22 protein-coding genes, 2 tRNA genes, 2 pseudogenes and 1 riboswitch are annotated in these 24,470 nt (G+C 59.9%); of the genes and pseudogenes, 19 read left to right on the top strand and 7 right to left on the bottom strand.

The features are described 5' to 3' along the window. The 3 genes and pseudogenes from B8991_RS09435 to B8991_RS09420 form a co-directional block, all read right to left on the bottom strand. A pseudogene (locus tag B8991_RS09435) lies at nt 1-936 on the bottom strand (transposase); the annotation flags it as partial. 44 nt (nt 937-980) lie between these two features. Then, nucleotides 981-1,535: a sugar phosphate isomerase/epimerase family protein gene (locus B8991_RS21065; protein ID WP_179141451.1), complete on the bottom strand. Its 555-nt coding sequence runs from the start codon at nt 1,533-1,535 to the stop codon at nt 981-983. A gap of 674 nt (nt 1,536-2,209) precedes the next feature. Beyond that, nucleotides 2,210-2,668, bottom strand: a complete 459-nt coding sequence (locus tag B8991_RS09420; RefSeq protein WP_084352708.1) for a hypothetical protein — start codon at nt 2,666-2,668, stop codon at nt 2,210-2,212. 172 nt (nt 2,669-2,840) lie between these two features. Here B8991_RS09420 and B8991_RS09415 point away from each other — a divergent pair, with 172 nt between their 5' ends. The 13 genes and pseudogenes from B8991_RS09415 to B8991_RS09350 all read left to right on the top strand — a co-directional run bounded on the left by B8991_RS09415 (nt 2,841) and on the right by B8991_RS09350 (nt 12,664). Then, nucleotides 2,841-3,401, top strand: a complete 561-nt coding sequence (locus tag B8991_RS09415) for an HdeD family acid-resistance protein (protein ID WP_084352750.1) — start codon at nt 2,841-2,843, stop codon at nt 3,399-3,401. A gap of 140 nt (nt 3,402-3,541) precedes the next feature. Further along, nucleotides 3,542-3,838, top strand: a complete 297-nt coding sequence (locus B8991_RS09410; protein WP_084352707.1) for an SDR family oxidoreductase — start codon at nt 3,542-3,544, stop codon at nt 3,836-3,838. Between the two features lie 62 nt (nt 3,839-3,900). Beyond that, nucleotides 3,901-4,206 carry a hypothetical protein gene (locus B8991_RS21700; RefSeq protein ID WP_084352706.1) on the top strand — a complete coding sequence of 102 codons (306 nt, stop codon included), beginning with the start codon at nt 3,901-3,903 and terminating at the stop codon, nt 4,204-4,206. 147 nt (nt 4,207-4,353) lie between these two features. Continuing rightward, nucleotides 4,354-4,818, top strand: coding sequence for a hypothetical protein (locus B8991_RS09400; RefSeq protein WP_218673196.1), 465 nt, complete (start codon nt 4,354-4,356; stop codon nt 4,816-4,818). 46 nt (nt 4,819-4,864) lie between these two features. After that, a complete protein-coding gene (locus B8991_RS09395; RefSeq protein WP_143514532.1) occupies nt 4,865-6,514 on the top strand; it encodes a serine hydrolase in 1,650 nt (549 codons plus the stop codon). A 106-nt stretch (nt 6,515-6,620) separates the two neighbouring features. Beyond that, nucleotides 6,621-6,734, top strand: a pseudogene (locus tag B8991_RS21875) (integrase); the annotation flags it as partial. Nucleotides 6,735-7,025: 291 nt separating this feature from the next. After that, nucleotides 7,026-7,445, top strand: a complete 420-nt coding sequence (locus B8991_RS09385; RefSeq protein WP_084352747.1) for a hypothetical protein — start codon at nt 7,026-7,028, stop codon at nt 7,443-7,445. 56 nt (nt 7,446-7,501) lie between these two features. After that, a complete protein-coding gene (locus B8991_RS09380; protein ID WP_235866588.1) occupies nt 7,502-7,972 on the top strand; it encodes a cupredoxin domain-containing protein in 471 nt (156 codons plus the stop codon). Continuing rightward, a complete protein-coding gene (locus B8991_RS09375; protein WP_084352704.1) occupies nt 7,969-8,667 on the top strand; it encodes an RNA polymerase sigma factor in 699 nt (232 codons plus the stop codon). Before B8991_RS09380 ends, B8991_RS09375 begins: the two co-directional genes overlap by 4 nt. A 239-nt stretch (nt 8,668-8,906) precedes the next feature. Then, nucleotides 8,907-8,981 (top strand) — tRNA-Gly (locus B8991_RS09370). Nucleotides 8,982-8,999: 18 nt separating this feature from the next. Then, nucleotides 9,000-9,074 (top strand) — tRNA-Gly (locus tag B8991_RS09365). Nucleotides 9,075-9,722: 648 nt separating this feature from the next. Then, nucleotides 9,723-12,026 carry a sensor histidine kinase gene (locus tag B8991_RS09355; RefSeq protein ID WP_084352702.1) on the top strand — a complete coding sequence of 768 codons (2,304 nt, stop codon included), beginning with the start codon at nt 9,723-9,725 and terminating at the stop codon, nt 12,024-12,026. Beyond that, nucleotides 12,023-12,664, top strand: a complete 642-nt coding sequence (locus B8991_RS09350; RefSeq protein WP_084352701.1) for a response regulator transcription factor — start codon at nt 12,023-12,025, stop codon at nt 12,662-12,664. Before B8991_RS09355 ends, B8991_RS09350 begins: the two co-directional genes overlap by 4 nt. Before the next feature lie 198 nt (nt 12,665-12,862). Here the strand turns inward: B8991_RS09350 and B8991_RS09345 are convergent, their stop codons facing one another. Both B8991_RS09345 and B8991_RS09340 read right to left on the bottom strand, forming a co-directional pair. Then, nucleotides 12,863-14,191 (bottom strand): NAD(P)/FAD-dependent oxidoreductase, encoded by a 1,329-nt coding sequence (locus B8991_RS09345; protein ID WP_084352746.1) that lies wholly within the window; start codon nt 14,189-14,191, stop codon nt 12,863-12,865. Between the two features lie 175 nt (nt 14,192-14,366). Continuing rightward, a complete protein-coding gene (locus B8991_RS09340) occupies nt 14,367-16,025 on the bottom strand; it encodes an NAD+ synthase (protein WP_084352700.1) in 1,659 nt (552 codons plus the stop codon). Between the two features lie 156 nt (nt 16,026-16,181). Between B8991_RS09340 and B8991_RS09335 the strand changes: the two genes are divergently transcribed. Beyond that, on the top strand, nt 16,182-17,639 hold the full coding sequence (locus B8991_RS09335; RefSeq protein WP_084352699.1) for an MORN repeat-containing protein: 1,458 nt from the start codon (nt 16,182-16,184) through the stop codon (nt 17,637-17,639). 30 nt (nt 17,640-17,669) lie between these two features. Here B8991_RS09335 and B8991_RS09330 read toward each other — a convergent pair whose 3' ends face one another. Beyond that, nucleotides 17,670-17,888 (bottom strand): hypothetical protein, encoded by a 219-nt coding sequence (locus B8991_RS09330; RefSeq protein WP_143514530.1) that lies wholly within the window; start codon nt 17,886-17,888, stop codon nt 17,670-17,672. A gap of 221 nt (nt 17,889-18,109) precedes the next feature. On the opposite strand from B8991_RS09330, the gene B8991_RS09325 reads away from it, so the two are divergent. Beyond that, nucleotides 18,110-19,681, top strand: a complete 1,572-nt coding sequence (locus B8991_RS09325; protein ID WP_084352697.1) for a 2-isopropylmalate synthase — start codon at nt 18,110-18,112, stop codon at nt 19,679-19,681. A 283-nt stretch (nt 19,682-19,964) separates the two neighbouring features. Beyond that, nucleotides 19,965-21,293: a glutamate--tRNA ligase gene (gltX, locus tag B8991_RS09320; protein ID WP_084352696.1), complete on the top strand. Its 1,329-nt coding sequence runs from the start codon at nt 19,965-19,967 to the stop codon at nt 21,291-21,293. A 175-nt stretch (nt 21,294-21,468) separates the two neighbouring features. Here gltX and B8991_RS09315 read toward each other — a convergent pair whose 3' ends face one another. Next, a complete protein-coding gene (locus B8991_RS09315) occupies nt 21,469-22,047 on the bottom strand; it encodes a gamma-glutamylcyclotransferase family protein (protein WP_328588492.1) in 579 nt (192 codons plus the stop codon). Between the two features lie 97 nt (nt 22,048-22,144). Between B8991_RS09315 and B8991_RS09310 the strand changes: the two genes are divergently transcribed. The 3 genes from B8991_RS09310 (at nt 22,145) to gcvH (ending at nt 24,401) form a co-directional block, all read left to right on the top strand. Further along, on the top strand, nt 22,145-22,630 hold the full coding sequence (locus tag B8991_RS09310) for an RrF2 family transcriptional regulator (protein ID WP_084352695.1): 486 nt from the start codon (nt 22,145-22,147) through the stop codon (nt 22,628-22,630). 9 nt (nt 22,631-22,639) lie between these two features. Then, nucleotides 22,640-22,726, top strand: a riboswitch (glycine riboswitch). A 105-nt stretch (nt 22,727-22,831) separates the two neighbouring features. Further along, nucleotides 22,832-24,019, top strand: a complete 1,188-nt coding sequence (gcvT, locus tag B8991_RS09305; protein ID WP_084352694.1) for a glycine cleavage system aminomethyltransferase GcvT — start codon at nt 22,832-22,834, stop codon at nt 24,017-24,019. A 19-nt stretch (nt 24,020-24,038) separates the two neighbouring features. Further along, nucleotides 24,039-24,401, top strand: coding sequence for a glycine cleavage system protein GcvH (gcvH, locus tag B8991_RS09300; RefSeq protein WP_084352693.1), 363 nt, complete (start codon nt 24,039-24,041; stop codon nt 24,399-24,401). Nucleotides 24,402-24,470: the final 69 nt, after the last annotated feature.

Below are 24,470 nucleotides of genomic sequence, written 5' to 3'. Positions count from 1 at the left end.
CCAGCTCGATCGTGCTGGTCACATCCTCGGCCCGCATGTTTGTGCAGAGCTTCCAGGCGATGATGTAGCGGCTGTAGTCGTCGAGGATGGTGGACAGGTAATACCAGCCCCAGCCGATGATCTTGAAGTAGGTGAAGTCAGTCTGCCACATCTGGTTGATGGCGGTGGTCTTGTCCGTGAACTCATCGGCCGCTTTGATCACCACATAGTCTGGTGCTGTGATCAGATCAGCGGCTTTCAGGATGCGGTAAACCGATGATTCAGAGACAAAATATCGCTTCTCATCGGTATATTTAACGGCCAGCTCGCGTGTGGTCAGTGCCTCATGCTCCAACGCAAACTCAATCAGGTCGTCACGGCGGACATCAGGGATGCGGTTCCAGACCGACTTTGGCCGAGGCGAACGATCCGCGAGGGCATCAAAGCCACCTTCGACGTAGCGGTCATACCATCGGTAAAATGTGGTGCGCGGGATACCCAGCGTATCAAGGGTCATTTTTGTGGGCAGGTGTGACCCCTCAACCGTGCGGATGATCTCCAGTTTCTCGGTTGCTGGATACCTCATTCCTCGAACTCCCCAGCCCCTGTCATGCTTTTTTTGAGCAGACGGTTTTCAAGGGTAAGGTCGGCCACGCATTCCTTCAGGGCCATGGCCTCAGATCGCAACTCCTTCACCTCAGGCGATGTCGCCTGACGCGCTGTGTCGCCGGAAAGACGACGCTTTCCAGCCTCAAGGAATTCCTTCGACCAAGTATAATACAGGCTGTCAGAGATACCCTCGCGGCGACACAACGCCGAGATGCTTTCCTCGCCGCGCAATCCGGCCAAAACAATGCGGATCTTCTCCTCCGCCGAGTAGGTCTGACGGGCCTTGCGGCGGATGTTCTTGACCAGCTTGTCAGCTGCATCTTTCGATGTTCCGGGCTTCTTGTTCATCTTCGCTCCTTAAAGGCTACGATGAACCAGAAACCCTCCGTTGTTCAAATCGCCATATCTGTCCCATAGGTGCTGACGTCAGACACTGCGTTGGCAATCCCGTCCGTGATGAAAAGCGCCGTCTCAAGCGTGGCGACGTTGCTGAACGGAACGATCTCCAAGGCGACGTTCAAGTTATGCCGTTCCGCGCGTTCGCAAAGCGCGGCGAAGCGTATTCGCATTTGCTCGGGCGGTATGCCGATTTGCTGAAAATCCCCGCCAACATTAACGGAATGTGCGCCAAATGCGCGTGCGGCTTCGTAAGTTGTCGCTTCATCCTCCTGTGCGTCGGTGTCGTGCTCTAGAAACCAGTTGGCCAGAAACTCGAGCGAGATGTTCTGCATGCCGTGATCGCGCAGCAAAGCTGCCATTTCAGTGTCCCCAAACCCAGCTATCCGCTGTGCCCGATAGTCCCGAAGATGCAGGCACATTCCGGTGTATCCCGCATGCGCGGCGGCGGCGACGCGATCGGAAAACCTGTGACGTGCAGGCTTCGCAGCTCCGGGCAGGACGCCACTGATCGTGTGGGAACTGCAAATCAGAGTGTTCGGGATTGTCATGACGCGATTTACCATAGTGATATCCAATGGCGCAACGCACCGTCCGGGAACATTCGCTTCGTTTGGCAGGCAGATGTCAATGCCCGCGAAACGCCCTGCGCATTTGTTGCAGCTACTTGCGGCGCGCGGTTTCTGATCTAGCGGTGAATAGCGCTGGTCTGACTGAGGCAGCAAAGGGAATCTTCTAGGCAAGCTTTTTGTGCTTCCCTCGGTGGGGGCGATTTATGGCGCAGTTTGCGGAGGTCTTGGCTTGGTTGCACCGCGCTGTCTTGCAATTTGAGTTCGGCACAGATTTTCAAAACCGTGTCCGACTCGAGCACTCGCAACAAACTTTATAAACGATAACAAAGGAATGAACCCCAGGCCAATCAATCGAAATTTTGCCCGCGTGTTCTACATCAACGCCACCTCAACGTTTGACGAGTCCTCCAGAGAAACGAAGGCTATCTGCTTCTGGCTATGGCAAGAGCCTTGTGGCTTTCGCTGGTTCCACAAAACCCATCAACAACTGATAGGCCGCATAAGTGCGGCCAGTCCACCAGCGACCGGTGCCGCCCGTGATACTCTTACTTGTCGGTGCGGGGGGTGTCGTGTCGAGATCAGCTGTTTGAACCCCCCAATGAAGTTTTTTCTGCGTTCGGACGACGATCCTGAAAATCGAACTTGATGTCTGACTAGTTGCCTTGCGTGATCGCACCGAGATACTTCAAGGTCGCGGCAGTGCCTTTTGCCAGATCGCTTGCCGCCTGCGGCGCGGGCGTGAGGTTTCCCTGTCCATCGCTGGTCACCCAACCTTTCTCGACAAGCTTTGCGACTTTTCTGCGCACGGTTTCACGGGGAATTTCTGCGTAGAGCGCAACCGAATGGGTATTGATACCGGGTGTCGGGAGCGTCCCGGCAGGTGCCGCGGAGGCAGAGGTCGGGGCCTTGGGCTGGGGAAAACCGGCATAGTGGCGCTCTGCAATGACCGCCATTATCAACACCAGATCCAGATCGTTGCCCAGTTCGGCCCGGAGTTTGATCAGCAGTTCTGAAAAAGCCCGCACATGGGTCGGTATTTTATCAGCCTCGCCGCCCATTCCTGCCCCGAAACCTGTTGAAAAATCGCCCCGAATGGCATCGCCGTTGCTCACATTACCCGATCTGGGGAACGCTGTCACCGGCAGCGGTTGTATTTATCGCCTGGCAGGGCGACCTATCGAACAGAACGACGCATGTGCGTCCCTTGCGGTCCGGTTCGCGTATCAGCGACCGGGAATGGCAAGGGGTCGGACAGGTCAGATGGAGCAAGAGATGCAAGACTACATGAGTTTTCCGGAGCGCAATTGGTGGCTGCTTCTGGTTCGGGGCAGTGCGGCGCTTCTGTTCGGTGTCGCCGCGTTTGCATGGCCGGGGCTGACCGTGGCCGTTCTGGTTCTGATTTTCGGAGCCTATGTGCTGATCGACGGAATATTGGGTATCGTGGACTCGATCCGGTATCGGGACCGGCTTGACCGTTGGTGGCTGTGGCTGCTGGACGGTGTGCTTGGCGTTGCCGTCGGGGCGATGATGCTGTTCATGCCGGGGATCAGCGTCTTTGTGCTGCTGATGTTCATCGCTGGCTGGGCCATCGCGGGGGGTTTTCTTCGCATTATCGCAGCGATCCAGCTGCGCCGCGAGATCGAGGGCGAATGGCTGCTCGGTCTGGGCGGCGTCCTGTCGATCCTGTTTGGCGGTCTGCTGATTGCGATGCCGGGCGCAGGACTGGTGTCGCTCGTCTGGCTGATCGGCATTTGGGCGCTCGTATTCGGGGGGCTGTTCATCATGCTGGCTTTCCGGTTGCGCACACTCGGCGAGGATCGGCCTGCTCCGGCGGACACCAAGTGAAGATCCTGCAACACATTACAACGTCATGACAATCAGCCCAAAGGAGCAATCGAAATGTATGACCCAGCGAATTTCACCCTAGAAGGGCAGGTTGCCATCGTCACCGGCGCGGGGGCAAGCATAGGCCGCGCAGGCGGTGATTGACCAGATCAGGTCCAGGGGCGACCAGCCATTTGGTGCGCAATATCGCCTTTGATCTGGGGCCGATGGGCATCCGTGTGAACGGTGTCGCCCCCGGTGCCACGCGCACCGATGCGCTGAAATCCGTGCTGAACGACGACGTTGAAAAGACGATGCTGGCGCACACGCCGGTCAACCGTCTGGGCGAACCCGATGACATGGCCAATGCCGCGCTGTTCCTGTGCTCGCCGGCTGCAAGCTGGATCAGCGGTCAGATCCTGACTGTCTCTGGCGGCGGGGTGCAGGAACTGGACTGACCCGAGCGGCATCACCCGCTCTGCGAGGGCAAGCCACACAGGACTCACCGGGAGTGAAAACAATGACCGACAAGTTTGACGCATGCGCCGATTTCCACATGGACGACCACCATGTTGTCCTGACGGGCGGCGCACAAAATATTGGCGCGGGCATTGCAAAAACGCTGCCCGCTGCCGGCTGGGTGAGTGGCCAGATCGTCAAGATCCATGGCGGCGGCTCGACCGTTCGCCTGTTCGGCGAAGACGAGGCGCTTGGACGATGCGCGGTACAAGACATATCGGTGGGCACCTCACCGTGGCGCTCGCTTGCTGTGGTGCGGGCGTGCCTTCGCTTGCCTGAACCGGGGCGCACAAAGCACCCGGTATAAATCTTGCATCCCAGACCGAGGGACGCCCGATCGCCGGGATCAATGTGGTCCTTTCGCGCTCCAGCGGCAAAATCTGCGGCACTGATGTTTTCGGCGCGCATTTGATCCCCGTGTGGAGAGGCAGACGCATTAATCAAGGGAAAAAGCATGACACAATTTCATCCAACCCCAATCCTCACGACCGAAAAGATCCTGCAAGGTGCCATCTTGACGGGCGTCATAAACGCAGTCATCAACGGCGCGATCCAGATCTACTTTCTTTGGGGCAACACGACCATTCCGCTTTCGGTGGATGGAATCACGAATGACAGTCACACGGTTTTCGGCTCGGCCGTACCGCTGGCTGTTTCCCTGGCAATGATCCTGACTGTCGTCGCCTACATGACGATGAAAGTGCCCAAGCAACCCTTCTTCCCCTCGGTTTTGTGGCTGACGTTCAAGCATGGCATGTTTGCGCTGGGCTTGTGCGTCACGGGGGCGGTGATCTGGCAAAGGGCAATGGGAACGATGACGGTGTCGCTGCCGGCGGCGGTGATTGTCCTTGGCGTCCTCGCGGGACTGGTGGCGGGCATCGTCAATTACATGACAATCCGCGCCAGCCGACTAACTTGAACTGCAAATGAACCTGTCGGGAACACGACGGAAAAATAAGGATACGATGATGAATCCCATTATGAGCGCCTGTCTCACGCTGTTCCTGACCTTGGGAGGAGCCGCAATGGCGCAGGACAAAACCCCACTTTCGGCGCAGGACTCCACGCCTGAGGCGCTTGGCTGGATGCAGGGGTTTCCCCCGGCTGCGGACAAGGCGATCCGCTTCACCGATCCCGATTATTTTGCGTTCCCGAAACTGCGATGGACGGTCTGCCATTTCCGCGAGATGATGCCGACCGTCGCGGTCCGCAATGGAAATGGCGGTGTCAGCGATCTGCCTGTTGATCTCGATGCAGGTCTGGATGCGGTCGAGTTCACGCCGCTGGGCGGTGGTGACCCGATGACATGGGATGCCGCCTTCGATGCCAACTACACCGACGGCATTCTGGTCTTGCACAAAGGCCGGATTGTCTACGAGCGTTACGATGGATGCCTGAATGACGACACGCTGCATGGGGCGATGTCGGTCACGAAAAGCCTGACCGGCCTGATGGCCGAAGTACTGGTGGCGGAAGGCAAGCTGGATGAAACCGCATTGCTGGGTGACATAATTCCCCAACTGGAACAAAGCGCGTTCGGTGATGCCACCGTGCGGCAGGTATTGGAAATGACCACGGCGCTGGATTACTCCGAGGATTATTCCGATCCCGAGGCCGAGGTCTGGACCTATGCAGAAGCGGGAAGCCCTCTGCCAAAGCCGGAAGGCTACGATGGACCGCGCAGCTATTTTGAATACCTCCAGACCGTTCAGAAAGACGGCGAGCATGGCGAAGCGTTCGGCTACAAGACCGTGAACTCGGACGCGGCAGGCTGGCTGATCGCGCGGACCACAGGCGTCTCTGCCGCCGACTATCTGTCCAACCGGATCTGGTCGAAGATCGGCGCGGAGCGTGAGGCGTTCTATACCGTCGATTCCATCGGCACGCCCTTCGCCGGTGGCGGGTTCAACGCGACCCTGCGCGACATGGCGCGTTTCGGCCAACTCGTGCTGCAAGAGGGTGAATGGGATGGCGAGCAGATTATCCCGGCCGAGGCCATCGCCCGTATCCGTCAGGGGGGCGACACGGACGCTTTTGCGAAAGCCGGATACGATCTGCTGGACGGGTGGAGCTATCGCGGCATGTGGTGGCTCAGCCATGACGATCACGGGGCCTTCGCTGCGCGCGGGGTGCATGGCCAGACGGTCTGGGTCGATCCGACCGCCGAGATGGTGATCGTGCGTTTCGCTTCAAACCCTGTCGCGGGGAACGCGGCAAACGATCCGACTTCTTTGCCAGCCTACCGAGCTGTCGCCGACTACCTCATGGCGCAAGAGCGGTCCGCCCAGCTGGTGGGCCGCGAATGGTACATCGAGGACATTGCCGGCAAGGGCGTGATCGACAATAGCCCGGCAAATCTGCTGTTCATGCCGGATGGCCGTCTGGCCGGGAATGCGGGCTGCAACCGCCTGATCGCAAGCTACACGCAAGACGGCGATGCACTGGCGATAGACCAGGCAGGCACCACGATGATGGCCTGTCCTGAGGCACTTATGAACCAGGAGCGTAGCTTGCTGGATTTCCTGTCCATGGTGGAAAGCTATTCAATGGATGAAACCGGCGCATTGGTTCTCACTACATCAAACGGTGCGACAATCACCGCACGCAGACGGTGACCTGATGGGGGGAGGGGCTATGAAACATGGTAAGTAGGGACCGTTTGTGAACCGGCCCCCCCCCCCAAGGCTGACACCGGTACGGTTGCGACTAAATCTCGCGTGGGGCCATCTTCGCGCTGTGCGACTTTTTCTTGGTCACACGAAGGTGCGATACACCGTGCGTTACCTCGGGGATGAACTCGAAGATGCTCTAGGTGTCGCTGGGCGCATCGGCATCTGGACCCTGTTGGCGGACGGTACCTGCCGTTCGCCGATCTGGAAAACACCTATGACCAAGTAGCGGCGAAAGCGAAGTGCGAGCCCTCATTGCCGGCTTGGTCCGCCGTCGCGAAGGACCGCTTTGCAAGTTGTGCTTTCTGACGACACATCGTGCGCCGTCGTGCCGCCGTGCGATCGAACGAATGAAATAGAATTTCCACAAAATGCCGGGAACCTTTTCAAGCGCGCTGCATCCAAGGAGTTGAGCGCCCCAGAGATGGGACTGCTCATGACATTGAAAGGAAAAGAAATGTTAAGATCCTATATGCTAAGCGCGACCTTGTTGACCATGTCCGCAGGCTTCGCGCTTGCGCACGATACCGAAGCACTTATGGAATCTCCGCCGGGCGAACCTTATGTGCAGGTGAGCGACGTGTTGCCGCTTCCCGAATTTCTGCCGGGTCTCGGTACGCTCTTCGTTGTGCCGGACACGCTTCCGGCCGGTCCGTTCCTGGCCTATGACCACGACGGCAAGTTGTCCGCGACGGTTTACATGACGCCGCTGGAAGCACTTTCGAGCGGCACGGCCTACAATGACCTGCACGTTGGATCGCATGAGGTCACATCGGTCGACGTCTACTACAATGCCGGCCATCCGGGCGTGGACGAACCGCACGCTCATGTTGTGCTTTATCACGATGCCGACGCCAAGGGACGTTTGGCGCAATGAGGCTCGCGCGTCGCAAAATCTTGGCATTGGGGAGTGGCATACTTGCCACTCTCTCGATGCCCGCGATCATTCGTGCCGCGCCTGCGGAAGTCATTGAAATGCGCGGCACCGCGCGAGGCGAGCGTGTCTGGTTCCGCCCGCACGGCCTTGCCGTCACCGCAGGCACGACCATCCGTTTCATCAATCGCGATCCGGGCAACAGCCATACCTCCACCGCCTACCATCCCGACAACTTCGACCGCACCCGACGCATTCCGAAGGCCGCGCACCCGTGGAACAGCGATTTCCTTCTGCCGGATGAAAGTTTCGAGGTGACGCTCACGGTGCCGGGCGTTTACGATTACTACTGCATCCCGCATGAGATGGCACCTATGGTCGGCCGCATCGTTGTGGGAGATCCCGGCGACGCGGGCTGGGAAGGACCCAGCACCGATACCGAGGATGTGACGCGCGAAGTTTTTGACGCCCTGCCGAGGGTCGAGGATATTCTCGACCTTGGACGGATCGAACAGGAGGATGGCACTTGACCGCCCGGCCACGCCATCAGGGCATTGGGCTTGCGGGGCCAGCCACTCCGGAGGCCGAGCTTGTCACAGGTGCGACACAGGGGGACGAGGCCGCCGTGCGCGAGTTGATCCGGCGCATGAACCCACGCCTGTTCCGAATTGCACGCGGCATCGTCGGAAGCGATGCGGACGCCGAGGAAGTGGTGCAGGAAACATACCTGAAGGCTTTTACAAAGCTCGATACCTTTCGTGCCGAGGCCCGGTTTTCCACCTGGATCACCCGGATTGCCATCAACACCGCGCGGATGCATCTCCGGCGTGTTCGCTCGCAGGAGGAATATGACACCGTGACTGAAGACCAAAAGGCATCCGATTCCATCCTCGCATTTCCCGGCCAGCACCCGGACAGGCCGGAGGCCGCGCTTGGGCGGGCACAGATGCGCGCCTTTCTGGAAGGCGCGGTGGCACAGCTGCCGCCGGATCTACGCTTGCCCTTTCTGCTGCGCGAGACCGAGAACATGAGCATTCTCGCCATCGCTCGCGATCTGTCGCTCAACCCGATCACCGTCAAGACTCGGCTGTTTCGCGCACGTCGTCGCCTGCGCATAGCACTCGAAGAACGTATCCAGGGCGGTTTCGACGCAATCTTCCCGTTTGATGGCATGCGTTGTGCCGACATGTCAGATCGAGTCGTCGCGGAACTTAAACGCCTGTGAAACGGCTGGTTGTTGCCAACTTATTATCTTTCAAGCTGATTTCACCAAACCCGACATTTGCGCGCAGTGCAGCCACAAGCCTTGGACAAAGAAGACGTTGGAGGAGGCGCAGCTCGAAGCTGTTGATTTCCATCGGATCAGGTATTTGAGGCTGTTGAAGCGGGAAAACTCGGGGAACTTGCATTTTTCCCCTTGCAGCCGGCCGGGCTTGGTTCTACATGCCTGACACCCAACTGATTGCGGGCGTAGCTCAGGGGTAGAGCATAACCTTGCCAAGGTTAGGGTCGGGCGTTCGAATCGCCTCGCCCGCTCCAGTTGGAAATATATAGGAGGCGGGCGTAGCTCAGGGGTAGAGCATAACCTTGCCAAGGTTAGGGTCGGGCGTTCGAATCGCCTCGCCCGCTCCAATATATATATCGCCGGTCACCCGCCGGCATCGCTGACAGGGTCGCCTTCGGGCGGCCTTTTTTGTTTTCAGTTTGCGCGGCATCGGTTGCCTGAGCTGCGATGCGCGGATGAAAGCGCATAAAGAACATGGGTGCAGTGGCCCGAGGGCGGTTGATCTGGCCGGACACAACGGGTTCGATATGCAATACGACGCGCCTTTGATCGCGCCCCAAGGTCGCACGCCGTCTGCGCAACGAATTCCCGTCCTATTGCCCAGCATCGGAAACACAGATCGCCTTGGCCGCCCGATACGGTATTGCTCTGGAACGAGATGGCAGACTGCTGATCGGGTCGTTGGTCGCGAAAGATAATGGGTAATCTCCCCTAGGCAATCATACGAATAGTCTGAAAATTCCGCATAGGCTAGAAAGGACGTGTTCTGTCGTGCATCCCCAAGCCGACGCGCGCTTGTACCGAGTAATTTTGGCGCGTAACCAGTATTTAATTTATTTGAGTGCCAATCAGCGCTCTGCCCGTTGTGGCAGAGCGCGTTTTTACGTTTTGCGCCATGGCACTTTCTGGGTGTATATCTCCTCAATCCACGTTACTCCGGAAGGGCCTGCCATGAGCCTGGCCATTCGAAACGGATACGGGTTCGAACGAGACTGATGAAATCACTTGGTGTCATCCTTGCACTTGCGCTGGCCGGGCTCCAGCTTTTTGCCGTCACGCTTGTGGTGTTTTCGTCCTATTTCACGTCCGAACGGGCCTTGCTGGAACACGCGCGCAATCAATTGGCGGATGTCGGCACCAACGTGATCCAGCATACCAAGGGATTTTTGTCACCTGCCCGCAGTGCGGCGGAACTGTCGACCGCCTTGGCCGAGAATCAGATCGTGCGCCGCGAAGAAAGAGCACTTCTGGAAGGGCTCTTGTTTCAGCAATTGCGTTCAGCCCCGCAATTTGCCGCCGTCTATTATGGCGATGAGCAGGGCAACTTTGTTTTTGTGCAGCGCAATGGGCCGGACCAATACCAGACCAAGGTCATTAATGTCGCGTCGGAGCCCAGAACAGTGTTCATCCAGCGCAACGAGAATTTTGTCAAGAAAAGCGAAAGGATCGATCCGACAGATACCTTTGATCCCCGCGTGCGGCCCTGGTACATGTCAGCGCGCAAGGAACTGCTCAGTATCTGGACAGATCCGTATATCTTCTTCACCTCCAGATCGCCCGGTATCACAGCGGCGACGCCGGTTGTCGGTTTTGACGGCGTGGTTCAGGGCGCTGTAGGGGTGGATATCGAGATCAAGGAGATCTCGAACTTCCTTGCACAGTTGAATATCGGCAAGAATGGTGCCGCTTTCGTATTGAACCAGAACGGCGACGTGATCGCGCATCCCAACCCCAATCTTCTGATGACCGTCGGAGAGGGGGGAACGCTGACCTTCCCGTCAATAGATCAACTCAACGATCCGATCGCGCGCGCAGCCTTTGGCGATCGGCTGACCAAGGACGGTGTCGCCGTCGACCGGGAGATCCGGACAGATTTCGTGCATGATGGCGTCCCTTATGTATCCTTGCTGATGCCGTTTGGTCTGGGCGACATTCCCTGGACGATTGTCGTCTACGCGCCGGAAGATGACTTTATCGGCACGATCAAGGCCAACCGGTCACAAAACACGTTGATCGCGATCGGTGTGGCAGCCGCGACCGGGCTGCTGGGTCTTGCACTGGCCAACCGGATACACGCGCCGGTGCGTGCTTTCGCCGTGCGTTCCGCGCTGATCTCGCAAGGCGAAATAGAGTCGGACGCGCCTATGCCCAGCACCTACAAGGAGCTGGAGAATGCCAACACGGCACTGGTCAATGAGATCTCGCAACGAAAGCAGACGGAAACAGAATTCCGCCTGACCTTCGACATGGCGTCGCGGGGGATGGTGTATATTGATGCGTCCACCGGGCGGCTGTTACGGGTGAATGCGCGATTTGCCGAAATATTGGGATACACACAGGCAGAGCTTGACGGCATGGCATTCCAATCGCTGCTGAACGCTGACGAACCGGATATCATGGATGAATTCGGCAGGAATATCGCCGAACACACCGCATTCAGTTTGGAAGCGCAAGCGCAGCGCAAGGATGGAAAGCCCGTCTGGATCAGCTTCAGCGGGGTGTTCATTCCGTCAGGACATGCGGGCACGGATTATGTGGTTGCCACGATTGACGACGTCACGCAGGCGCGTGCCTATGAAGAAACCATCGAGGCGCTGAACCGCGAGGTGGCGCATGTGTCGCGCCAGCAGGTGATGGGCAAATTGGCAACCGGGCTGGCGCATGAGCTGAACCAACCTCTGACCGCGATCACCCAGAACACCGACGCTGCGCAGTTTTTGGTGGCGAACCGCAAGGAATGCGGCACCGAGGTGAGCGAGCTTCTGGCCGAGATTGAACAACAGGCGCATCAGGCCGGGGATATTATCCGTGCGCTGCGCGGCTTTGTCCGGAAAGACGGTAACCGCACAACGACCTTCGGCATTCGTGAACTTCTTGAACAGGCACGTCGGCTGGTCCTGTCCGAAGCCCGCCAGCATTCGACCGAGATCGTGATCCGCAAAAGCCCGGAAGTCCGTGTAAATGCCGTCCGGGTGCAGGTCGCTCAGGTGGTGGTTAATCTGCTGCGTAACGCGATCGAAGCCATGGCCGAAGGCCGCAGCCCGCAACGGCGGGTCACCGTTTTGACCAGAGAGATCGACGGTCGTTTGCAAATTGATGTCGAAGACACCGGGCCAGGGGTTGCGGAAGGTACTGAACTGTTTGCCCAGTTCGAGACGACAAAAGCCGGTGGAATGGGGCTGGGCCTGTCGATCAGCCGGTCCTTGATCGAGGCAAACGGCGGCACTATCTGGTATGAGAGGTCTGCGTCGGGGGCTCGTTTCAGCTTTACCTTGCCGCTAGAGGGACGAAAGCTATGAAAGAAGATGTGGTGCAGGCGGCCTGTGTTTTTCTTGTCGATGATGATGTGAATATCCGCACGTCTCTGGCGCGGGCGTTGGGGCTGCGCGGCTATGAGGTGAAGGCGTTCGAGTCGGCTCAGGCATTCCTGGACGCGTATGAGAAGACGTCCGCTGGCTGTTTGATCCTGGATTACGGGATGCCCCAGATGGACGGACTGGAATTGCAGCGACATTTGTCAGAACGCAATATCAAGTTGCCGATTATCTTTATCACCGGCCATGGCGGCATTCCGGAATCGGTTCAGGCAATGAAGATGGGCGCAATGGATTTTCTGGAAAAACCCTTCAAGCAGTCGGTGCTAATCGAAAGAATTGACGCCGCGCTGGAAATTGACCGGAAGCGGCGCGATGCGACCCAACGTTCGTCCGAAATGTGGATCCGCTTCGAAAGCCTGACCGACCGCGAGGACGAAATTGCCCGCCTGATCGTCAGCAAGCCGGGAAGCAATTCATCCAAGGACATTGCCCGCCATCTCGACATCAGTCCGCGCACCGTAGACCATCACCGCGCACGCATTCTGGAAAAGATGGACGTGACCTCTGTTGCCCAACTGGTCGAACTCGCCTTGAAAGAGGGGCTGTTCAAAGACCAGTAAGGGACTTGGTTGCCATAGGAAGACAGGACCATTTGAAACCGTTCTTCCCGGTCAGTGTCCTCGGACAGGAATGCGCGTCACCACCCCTTCATCCCTTGTCCGCATGATGTGCGCGGGGACATCTGTCACCGTGTAAGGATCGCTTTCTAGCTCTTGCATCGCGCAAGTATTAAATCTGGCATTGCCTGATCTTGGAGGTCAGAAGCCCGCATCCAGCGTGACGGGGCTGCCATCGAAGAACCGCGACAGCCGGAAGGGCGCGGGATCCACAAGTGGCGTGGTCCCGGTGACAAGATCCGCCGTCAACCGACCCGCGGCGGGGGCGATGCCGAATCCGTGGCCGGAATAGCCGGTCGAAATGAACAGCCCCGGCACGTTATCCGCCGCCGAGATCACCGGTATCGCGTCTGGCGTCACGTCGATCATCCCGGCCCAGCTTTGCACGACTTCGCAAGTTTCCAGTGCCGGAAAGGCGCTGCGCGCAGCGGCCAGCGCCCTTTGCAGGCTGCGATCGTCGGGAGGGGGATCCAGCATACGGTAATGTTCGAAAGGCGTGCGCTCGTTTCCGGCCCAGCGGCGCGGTAGGGAAGCCTCTTCCTGCCAGCGCCCCAATCGCAGCCGCAGTGATGACCACTCGGCCCGAACCGCGGGCAGGAACTGGCGGGCCAGCCGGAATGTATCGGGCGTCAGATGATGGATCTTGTCCGACGCGCTGGAAACCGTATAGCCCCCATCCGCCCGCTTTCGCAGTGCGAATGCGTCGGCCCAGATGCCCTGTTCCGGCCCGTCCGAAACCGGCGTGGTCCGCAGGACAGAGTTCATTACCTTGAGTTGCGGCAACTCCACACCGGCATTGCCCGCAAACAGTCGCGACCATGCACCGCCAGCCAGCACGACGCTGGAGCAGGCGATGCGCCCGCGTTCTGTCGCCACGCCAGAGACGCGCCCGGCCGAGGTTTCGATCGACCGTACGGCACAGCGGGTATAAAGCGCTGCGCCCGCATCACGGGCAGCTTCGGCAATCGCGGGTGCCGCCAGTTGCGGCTCTGCACGTCCGTCAAAGGGTGTGTGCAGCCCTCCGGCGAGTTTCATTCCATGCTCGGGGATGAGGTTCCGCATTCCCTGATCGTCCAGCACATCGCTGTCGATCCGATATTCTGCCAAATGCCGGGAGAAGGCTTCGTAGCGGGCCATTTGCCGGGCGTTGCGGGCGGTGAACAGAATGCCGGACTGCACGAAGCCGGTCTTGCGGCCCAGTCGCGCGTCCAGACCTTCCCATCTGCGGATGGCCTCGATCATCAAGGGGATTTCACGCGGGTCGCGCTGTGACAGGCGGACCCATCCCCAATTGCGCGAACTCTGCTCGCAGCCGATCTCGCCCTTGTCGCACAACGCCACCGAAACGCCTTCTGACGCCAACTCCAGCGCGGTCATGGCGCCGATGATGCCGCCGCCGATCACGACCACATCCACCGCCGAGGGCAGGTTGGAATCCGGAGACACAGATATTGGCAGCGGGCCGGGCACAGCAGGGTCCGTCGATTGTTGGCAGCGCGCCGCAACAGCAGCGTGCGGCACGGCCACAGATTGGGAAGCGGTGCGCCTCCGGGTCAAGCCACACAGCGCTGGATCGTGCAAACGGCGGCACGGCGTGGCAAGCAAAGCACGCATTGCCTCATCCGCACCACCTTAACGCGAGTGCCTAGCTTTGGTCGCGCCAGTGATTGACCACGGGATAGCGCCGATCCAGCCAGAAGGCACGGGGCGACAGGCGCGGACCAGGGGCCGACTGAAAGCGCTTATACTCCGAAATGTACAGCAGATGTTCGACCTTCTTGGCATCCGCGCGGTCAAATCCGGCCGCGACGCAATCCTCGATTGAGCCATCCGCGTCCACGAGGATTTGCAGGATGGCGTCCAGCACCGGGTAGTCGGGCAGGGAATCGCTGTCCTTCTGATCCTCGCGCAGTTCGGCGCTTGGCGGCTTGTCGATCACGCGGGGTGGGATCACTTCGCCCGCGGGGGCCTTCATCCAGTCACGGTGGTTTTCATTGCGCCAGCGGCAACAGTCGAAAACGCGGGTCTTGTACATGTCTTTGATCGGATTGTACCCACCCGCCATGTCGCCATAAATCGTGGCATAGCCCACCGCCACCTCGGATTTGTTGCCGGTGGTCAGCAGCATCTCTCCGAACTTGTTGGACAGCGCCATCAGCAGCAGCCCGCGCAAACGCGACTGGATATTCTCTTCGGTAAGGTCCGGTTCCGTCCCCTCGAACAGCGGCGCGAGCGTCGATGTGATGGCCTGACGCCCCTCAGTGATCGGCACGAAATCGTAGCGGCAGCCCAGATTTTCGGCGACCTCCCTGGCGTCGTCCAGCGAGGCTTGTGACGTGTATTCGGACGGCAGCATCACGCAGCGGACATTCTCAGGCCCCAGCGCATCTGCGGCGATGGTGGCGACAATGGCACTGTCGATCCCGCCCGACAGGCCCAGCAGGACCTTGCCGAACCCGGTCTTGCGACAATAGTCGCGCAGACCCGTGACCATGACGTTATAATCCTGCTCCATCGCGTCCGGATGGGTATGCACCTTGCCGGGGATCGCCCGCCAGCCCGCATCCGTCCGCTCGAACTCTACCAGCGTCAGCGCGTCGTCGAGCACCGGCATCTGCACGGCCAACTCTCCACCGGGGTTGAGCACGAAGCTGCCCCCGTCAAAGACCTGATCATCCTGTCCCCCGGTCATGTTGAGATAGACCAGCGGCAGGCCCGTCTCGACCACGCGAGCCACCATGTGATTCAGCCGGACGACCATCTTGTCGCGGAAATAGGGCGACCCGTTTGGCACCAGCAGGATCTCCGCGCCGGTTTCGGCCATGGTCTCGGCCACATCCTCGTACCAGGCGTCCTCGCAGATCGGACTGCCAATGCGCACGCCGTTCACCGAATACGGCCCGTTGAGGGGCGCGGGCGTGAACAGCCGCACCTCGTCAAAGACAGTGGTGTTGGGCAGATGGGTCTTCAGGTTGATGGCGGTGAATTTGCCACCCTGACAGATGAAATAGGCGTTATACAGTTCTGTGCCTTCGATCCACGGTCCGCCGATGGCCAGCGCCGGGCCGTCGGCACAATCGGCCGCCAGCTTGCGCACGCTCTCAATCGCGTCGGTGTAGAAGGCGGGTTTCAGCACCAGATCCTGCGTGTTGTAGCCGGTGATGAACATCTCTGGCAGGGCGATCATGTCGGCACCCTCTATCTTGGCCGCCTCCCAGGCGTCACGCGCCTGAGACGCATTGCCTTCAAGATCGCCAACCGTCGGGTTGAGTTGCGCCAGCATCAGGCGAAAGCGGTCTGCCATGGGGTGTCCTCTCGAAGATGTGCCCTTGACCACCCGTTTAGCAGATAGGCGCCCGAGGAAAAGTGCGTTCCGGAAAAGCCATTGTCTTGGCCGGGGGTGTCAACTAGTTTCTAGGCGATTTGAGGCAGCACGACACGCACCGGGGGCAAAAGCAGAATGACAGCCAATCACCGACGCCATTGGGGGCTGATCGCCACGCTTATCGTGCTGGGCGGCAGCGCCGCCGCGCAGGACGCCGAGGTCATCACCAAGCAATATGACGATGGCGGTGTCTATGAAGGCACGTTCCAGAACGGGCTTCAGGACGGCACCGGCACTTACAGGCTGCCCAACGGATACGAATATACCGGCCAGTGGGTCGAGGGAGAGATCAAGGGCAAGGGCGTTGCACGCTTTCCCAACGGCTCGGTCTTTGAGGGCAGTTTTGCCAAGGGCAAGCCCGATGGCGACGGCAAGATCGTCTTCACCGATGGCGGCACTTACGAGGGCACTTGGGTCGACGGCCAGATCACCGGACAGGGTGTCGCGGTCTATGCCAACGGCGTGCGCTACGAGGGCAGCTTTCAAAACGCCATGCATCACGGGCGCGGCACCATGACCAGCCCCGGCGGCTATGTCTACGAGGGTGACTGGGTCAACGGCGTGAAGGAAGGCAATGGCACGATCACCTATCCCGATGGCTCTGTCTATGTCGGGCGCATCGCCAATGGTGCCCGCGAAGGTCAGGGCAAGCTGACGATGGAAGACGGGCTGATCTATGAGGGTATGTGGCGTGGTGGTCAGATCGAGGGCGAAGGCAAGCTGACCCAGCCCAATGGCGATGTCTACGAAGGAGAGCTGGTGGCCGGACGCAGGCAAGGGCAGGGCCGCGTGGACTACGCCAATGGCGATGTCTACGAGGGCGCGTTCCGCGACGACCAGCGTGAAGGGCAAGGAACGTTCATCGGTGCCGATGGCTATAAATATACCGGCAACTGGATCGCGGGGCAGATCGAGGGGCAGGGCGAAGTCGTCTATCCCGATGGCTCGGTCTACACCGGCGAATTCAGCGGTGATCTGGCCAATGGCACAGGCCGTATCGTCTACCCCGACGGGTCGACCTACGAGGGCGACTGGGTCGATGGCGTCATTGAGGGCAAGGGCCGCGCAACCTATCCCAGCGGGCTGGTCTATGAGGGCGAGTTCAAGAACGCCCGCAATCATGGCTACGGGGTGATGACCTATGCCGACGGTTACCGCTACGAAGGAGACTGGCAGGACGGTCAGCGCCACGGGCAGGGCACGGCGACCTACCCGGACGGCACGGTGTATACCGGCCAGTTCGTCGATGGCCAACGCGAAGGCGAAGGCGCGATCGTGATGGCCGACGGGTTCAAATATGAAGGCGACTGGAGCGGTGGCGAGATCAGCGGCGAAGGTACGGCCACCTATCTGAACGGTGACATCTATGAAGGCACGTTCCAGGCCGGCAAACGTCAGGGCGAAGGCACGATGCGCTATACCACCGGCGAACAGGCGACCGGCAGTTGGGAAAACGGCGCACTGACCGATGGCGAAACACTGCCTGCCGAGGGGGCGGAGGACGCAACCGACAGCCCTGCCGACGGCGGCTGAACCAACGAGCAGCACCTTGCGTGCAGGGCGTCAGCCTTGTCCTAAAACAGAGCGTGGCCCATGCTGAAGCCGGGGCTGCGCCATGACACCCCGCTTGCAGGACGATTGTCTGGGCGGATCACTCGGCGACAGGCGCAGCGCATGTTTCAGCACCAGCGCCGCGCCGATCCCGCCCGACGCACCGATGGTCACTGTGTGTTTCAGTCCCGGCGACGTCGCGACGCGGTGTTTCAAACAATTGCGGGCCATGATGATTTTCTGCGTCAAAAAAGGGGTTTTCCCCCGCAACAAAACCCGTATAGTCACCCCCATGTTGACCCAAGGCCATATTGCGACCCGTGCCCGCCTTTCGGCGGCACTGTCAGCTGGTCTGCTTCTCCTAAGTCGCCTCTGAGCGTGCCGTTCGGCGCGACCGCTCAGAGGAGGCTTCGTTCGCGCCCGAACACTTGGAGAACCAAAGGAAATACCCCATGACAGATACTACCAAAGACCGCGTGGTGATCTTTGACACCACCTTGCGCGACGGCGAGCAATCCCCCGGCGCCACCATGACCCATGACGAAAAGCTGGAGATTGCCGAGCTTCTGGACGATATGGGCGTGGACATCATCGAGGCGGGATTTCCGATCGCCTCGGAGGGTGATTTCGTCGCCGTGTCCCAGATTGCGCAACGCTCGAAGAACTCGGTGATTTGCGGTCTGGCGCGGGCGCAATTGCCCGATATCGACCGCTGCTGGGAGGCCGTGAAGCATGCAGCCCAGCCGCGCATTCATACCTTCATCGGAACGTCGCCCCTGCATCGCGCGATCCCGAACCTGACGCAGGACGAGATGGCCGACCGCATCCACGAGACGGTCAGCCATGCCCGCAACCTGTGCGACAATGTGCAGTGGTCGCCGATGGATGCGACGCGGACCGAATGGGACTACCTTGCCCGCGTTTGCGAGATCGCCATCAAGGCGGGGGCCACCACGATCAACATCCCCGATACTGTTGGATACACGGCACCGCGCGAAAGCGCCGATCTGATCCGACGTCTGATTGCCGAAGTGCCAGGCGGCACGGATGTTGTCTGGGCCACGCATTGCCATAATGACCTTGGCATGGCGACGGCCAACAGCCTTGCCGCTGTCGAGGCCGGCGCGCGGCAGATCGAATGCACGATCAACGGGCTGGGGGAACGCGCGGGCAATACGGCCTTGGAAGAGGTCGTGATGGCGCTGAAAGTGCGCGGCGACATCATGCCCTTCGACACCGGCATCGACACCCGCAAGATCATGCATATCTCGCGCCGGGTGGCGACCGTGTCGGGCTTTGCGGTGCAGTTCAACAAGGCCATCGTCGGCAAGAATGCCTTTGCCCACGAGAGCGGCATCCATCAGGACGGCATGCTGAAGAACGCCGAAACGTTTGAGATCATGCGCCCCGAAGATGTGGGCCTTGCCGGCACATCCCTGCCACTGGGCAAGCATTCAGGACGCGCCGCGTTGCGCGCCAAGCTGCGGGATCTGGGTGTGGATGTCGGCGACAACCAGCTGAAAGACATCTTCGTGCGGTTCAAGGAATTGGCCGACCGCAAGAAAGAAGTGTTCGACGAGGATATTCTGGCGCTTGTCACGGCGGCGACCGAGGATGCGGCGGACCGGCTTCAGATCGTGTCCCTTCGGGTGATCTGCGGCACCGGTGGCCCGGCCGAGGCGGTGCTGGAGATGGAAGTGGACGGCAAGGAACTGTCTGCCACTTGCGAAGGCGACGGCCCGGTCGATGCGACCTTCAAGGCGATCCGCGCCGTGCATCCGAACATGGCGAAGCTGCAACTCTATCAGGTTAACGCCGTAACCGAAGGCACCGATGCGCAGGCCACGGTCAGCGTGCGTCTGGAAGAGGACGGCATGATCGCCACCGGCCAGTCGGCCAATACCGATACGGTCGTCGCCTCGGCCAAGGCCTATGTGAACGCCCTGAACCGATTGCTGGTGCGCCGCGACAAGGCAGGCCCCGGTGCGGACGCACGCGAGGTCAGCTACAAGGACGTCAGCTGATCGGCTTTCGGGCATCGCGAATATTTGGAAGATAGACGGCCCCGGCGATGCGCGGGGCCGTTTTCGCGCGATCAGGCGTGATATACGTGGTGGCTGATGTGGGAGCGAGGGGCCAGCCCCTCGCACTCCCCGGAGTATTGAAGCCAAGAAGAAGAGGCGGATTGGCATTTGTGGCATACAGGAAGGGCGCGTGCTGGAACGTTGCCAGGAAAGGCGGGATCCTCCATGGATATGGACAAACCGCCGGGTCTGTGAAATTCCATCGCTCAACAGGAGAGACAGAATGACCACCACCCGTTTTGCCCCATCGCCCACCGGCTATATTCATGTCGGAAATCTGCGCACTGCGCTGATGAACTACCTGATCGCTCGCCAATCTGGCGGCAGCTTCATCCTGCGCATCGATGACACCGATCCGGAGCGGTCGAAGGAAGCCTATGTCGACGCGCTCAAGCAGGATCTGGAGTGGTTGGGCCTGACCTGGGACCGGGTTGAGCGTCAGTCAAAGCGGCTGGATCGCTATGGAGAAGCTGCCGATAAACTGCGCGAAATGGGTCGGTTCTACGAATGTTTCGAGACACCGACAGAGCTGGACCTCAAGCGTAAGAAACAGTTGAACATGGGCAAGCCGCCGGTCTACGATCGCGCGGCTCTGGCGCTTACAGAAGCCGAGAAGGACAACCTGCGTGCCGAACGTGGCCAAGGCCACTGGCGGTTCAAGCTGGATCACGAACGGATCGAATGGCGGGACGGTATCCTTGGCGATATCTCGATTGATGCGGCCAGCGTGTCGGATCCGGTGCTGATCCGCGGCGACGGGCAGGTGCTCTACACTCTGGCCTCCGTGGTGGATGACACCGAAATGGGTGTGACCGATGTGGTGCGCGGGTCAGACCATGTGACGAACACCGCGACCCAGATTCAGATCATTCAGGCGCTTGGCGGCGCGGTTCCACAATTCGCGCATCACTCGTTGCTGACCGGGCCTCAGGGAGAGGCGCTGTCCAAGCGGCTTGGTACGCTGTCCCTGCGCGATCTGCGTTCTCAGGGGATCGAACCGGCAGCACTGCTGAGCCTCATGGCGCGGCTGGGTTCCGCCGATCCCATCGAGTTGAAAGGGTCGGTCGCGGAACTTGTCGAGGGGTTCGACATCTCGCGTTTCGGTGCCGCGCCCACCAAATTTGACGTGCAGGACCTGTTCCCGCTGACCGCGCATTATCTGCAACGGCTTGATTTGTCCGAGGTCGCCTCTGACATTGCGGCGCTCGGAGTGCCGGATAGTCTGGCAGAGCGTTTCTGGACCGTGACTCGCGACAACATTACCACGCGCGCCGATCTGGCACGCTGGTGGTTGATGTTCCGCGAAGGCGCAGAACCAGAGATCGCCGAAGAGGATCGTGACTTCATCGTTCAGGCGATGGCCTTGCTGCCCGAGGGACCGTTCGACGGCGAGACTTGGGGGAAATGGACCACGGAAGTGAAACAAGCCACCGGCCGCAAAGGCAAGGGCCTGTTCATGCCGCTGCGCAAGGCTCTGACCGGCCAGAGCCATGGTCCGGAAATGGCCGACGTGATGCCCTTGCTGCAAGTGGTGCGCGCCCGCAGCCTCTAAGCCCACTTATAACTTCTTCTCGGCCAAAACACTCCGGGGAGCACGATGGACTGGCCCCTCGCTCCGACATCGGCCACAATCGCCACGCTTCGGTTTCTGAATAATCGAGTTTCAAAGGTGTTGCGCGGGCGACAGCCCGCGCCGGTCGGATCGGCGTCAGCCGATCCGAAACCTTTCAGCAGGGCTGTGTGACGTCAAGAATATCAGCGCCGACCTCACGCAACACGCCGTCGACAAAGCTGCTTTCAATCGCGCTCAGGCGTTGATGGCGCGGATAGACCGGGGTTCTGCGGTCGTCCAAAATCGGGGTATTCCAGCCGGTTGTGGTCTCGACAAACATCTCGGCACCGGATCGGCCGAAGACCTTCAGATAGCCCTGCATAACCACGTCAATATAGCTCAGCAAAATGGGGCTCTCCGCGCTTGGCGGCGCAAACGTGTCAGGTGGGATCGCATAGATTGCCAATTCGCGCACATCCGTCAAAGCACCGGAGCCGATGCAATGGCGCGCATCCAGCCGGTCGTAACTTGCCTCCCGCGCGTCCAGCGCGCGCCAGTCCCGGCCCGGCACTTCGGCCACCAGCCCGTCAATACTCATGCCCGGAGCTTCGATCACCGTCAGAAACGTCGCCTTGCGACCGGCGACGCACCGCCAGGCGCGTTGCCATCCATGGGCTGTCGCCGGAAACTGTCCGGCATATGAATGGGTGGCGGTGTTGACCAGGCTGCCATAGCCGAAGAAAAATGCATTCATCAGGCATGTTTGTGCTACGCCCTTGACCTGTGTCAAACCGCTTTTCTGTTTTCCGGCGCAATGTGGCTGTCAACGGCTTCAGCAGGGAGGGCAGGTCTTGCGCATCACCAAACGAACCAACATCGCCATGCGGGTGCTGATGTTTTGTGCGGCCAATCCTGACCGGCTGGTGACGAAAGCGGAAATTGCGCAATGCTGCAATGCGTCCGAAAACCATCTCGCGCAGATCATCAACCAATTGGCGCAGTTGGGCTATCTGTACACGCAGCGGGGCCGCAATGGCGGTTTGCAACTAGCCCATGCGCCCCGTCAAATCGTGATCGGCGAGGTGTTCCGCAAGCTCGAATCCCCAGTCCCGCTTGCCGAGTGTTTTGCTGATGTTGACAATACCTGCCCGCTGACGGCCTGTTGCCGCTTGCGGCAAGCGCTTGTTCGGGCGGCAGAGGCTTTTTATGAAACCCTTGATCCGGTCACGCTGGACGGGCTGATTTGCGACAATATCGCCTTGTTCGACATCCTGACCGCGCAATCCTGCAGCCGCGCCCGCCAAAGACCGCTTGCCTCGCCGGCATTGGTCAAATAGCTTCGGACCGAATCCGCGAAGGGAGAACCGGTCATACCGGTGCCGAAGGAGCAACCGCCCCGGAAACTCTCAGGCCCAAAGGACCTTTGCGGGTGACAGAACTCTGGAGAGAGATGCGCGACAGCCGCATCCGCCGAAGGGATAACGATCTCAGGCGAAAGGACAGAGGGGGCATCCGAACCGCATCACACCGATGCGCGGATGCCGGTACGTTCCGACAAGGGCAATTCCGGGATCCTGAACACAGGGAAAGACGGGCCGTTGGATGAAGAACTGAAACATACACCGCTCTACGATCTGCATGTCGAACTGGGTGCCAAGATGGTGCCATTTGCCGGGTACGAAATGCCTGTGCAATATCCCGCGGGCGTGATGGCGGAGCACAAACATACGCGCACCAAGGCAGGGCTGTTCGATGTCAGCCATATGGGGCAGGTTGTGCTGCGGGCCCGTGATCCGGATGACGCGGCCCTGGCGCTGGAAACTCTGGTGCCGGTGGATGTGCTGGGGCTGGCCGAGGGGCGTCAGCGCTATGGGTATTTTACCAATGAAGATGGCGGGATCGAGGATGATCTGATGATCGCCAATCGCGGCGATCATCTGTTCGTGGTGGTCAATGCGGCCTGCAAGGATGCGGATCTGGCGCGTATGCGCGCCGCACTGGAACCGGAGATCACGGTAAAGCTGATCCGGAACCGCGGGCTTTTGGCCTTGCAGGGGCCGGCGGCGGTCGAGGTTCTGGCAGAGCATCATCCCGGCGTGCGTGACATGCGCTTCATGGATGTCGAGACGTTGCCGATTGCGGGTGCGGAATGCTGGGTCTCGCGCTCGGGTTATACCGGCGAGGACGGGTTCGAGATTTCGGTGCCCGAGGCGGCCACGGCGGATCTTGCTCGCGCGCTTCTGGCGCATGAGGATGTGAACCCCATCGGACTTGGCGCGCGCGACAGTTTGCGGCTGGAGGCGGCGCTATGCCTTTACGGCCATGACATCGACAGCGCCACAAGCCCGGTCGACGCGGGCTTGACCTGGGCCATTCAAAAAGTGCGCCGCGAGGGGGGCGCGCGTGCAGGTGGATTTCCGGGCGCCGAACGGTTGCTGACCGCGATGGCCGAAGGGCCTGCGCGCAAACGCGTGGGGCTGCTGCCTGATGGTCGCGCGCCGATGCGCGAGGGTGTGCAACTTTTTGCCTCGAAAGAGGCGGATAGGCCAATTGGACAGGTGACATCCGGCGGATTTGGCCCGACCATCGGCGCGCCGGTGGCGATGGGCTATGTTTCGGCTGATCTGGCTGTGCCCGGCACGGCACTGTTTGGGGATGTGCGCGGCAAGCGCCTGCCGGTCACGGTGGCGACATTGCCGTTCGTGGCCCCCGGATTCAAAAGATAGCGATAAAGGAAAAAGCGCGATGAAATACACGGAAGAACACGAGTGGCTGGATCTTGACGGCGATGTCGTCACCGTTGGAATTACCGCCCATGCGGCCGAACAGTTGGGCGACGTGGTGTTCGTCGAACTGCCAGACATAGGCACCAGCGTTACCCGCGACGACGAGATCGTGGTGATCGAAAGCGTCAAGGCAGCGTCGGATATTCTGGCACCGATCGACGGCGAGGTGGTCGAGGTCAACGAGGTGCTCGTCGAGGAGCCCGGCAAGGTCAATGACGACCCCGAAGGCGATGCGTGGTTCTTCAAGCTGAAGATCGAGGATGCCTCGACGATGGATGATTACATGGATGAAGCCGCCTACAAGGCCTTTATCGCGGACTAAAAGGGGCGCTGCCCCCGCCGCCCCTTGGGCGTCTCCCCCGGAGTATTTTTGCCAAGAAGAAGCCGGGGG

Source organism: Primorskyibacter flagellatus (assembly GCF_900176485.1).
Taxonomy (GTDB): domain Bacteria; phylum Pseudomonadota; class Alphaproteobacteria; order Rhodobacterales; family Rhodobacteraceae; genus Primorskyibacter; species Primorskyibacter flagellatus.
Note: the sequence above shows the minus strand (reverse complement) of the source record. Positions and strands in the feature narration are given on the sequence as shown.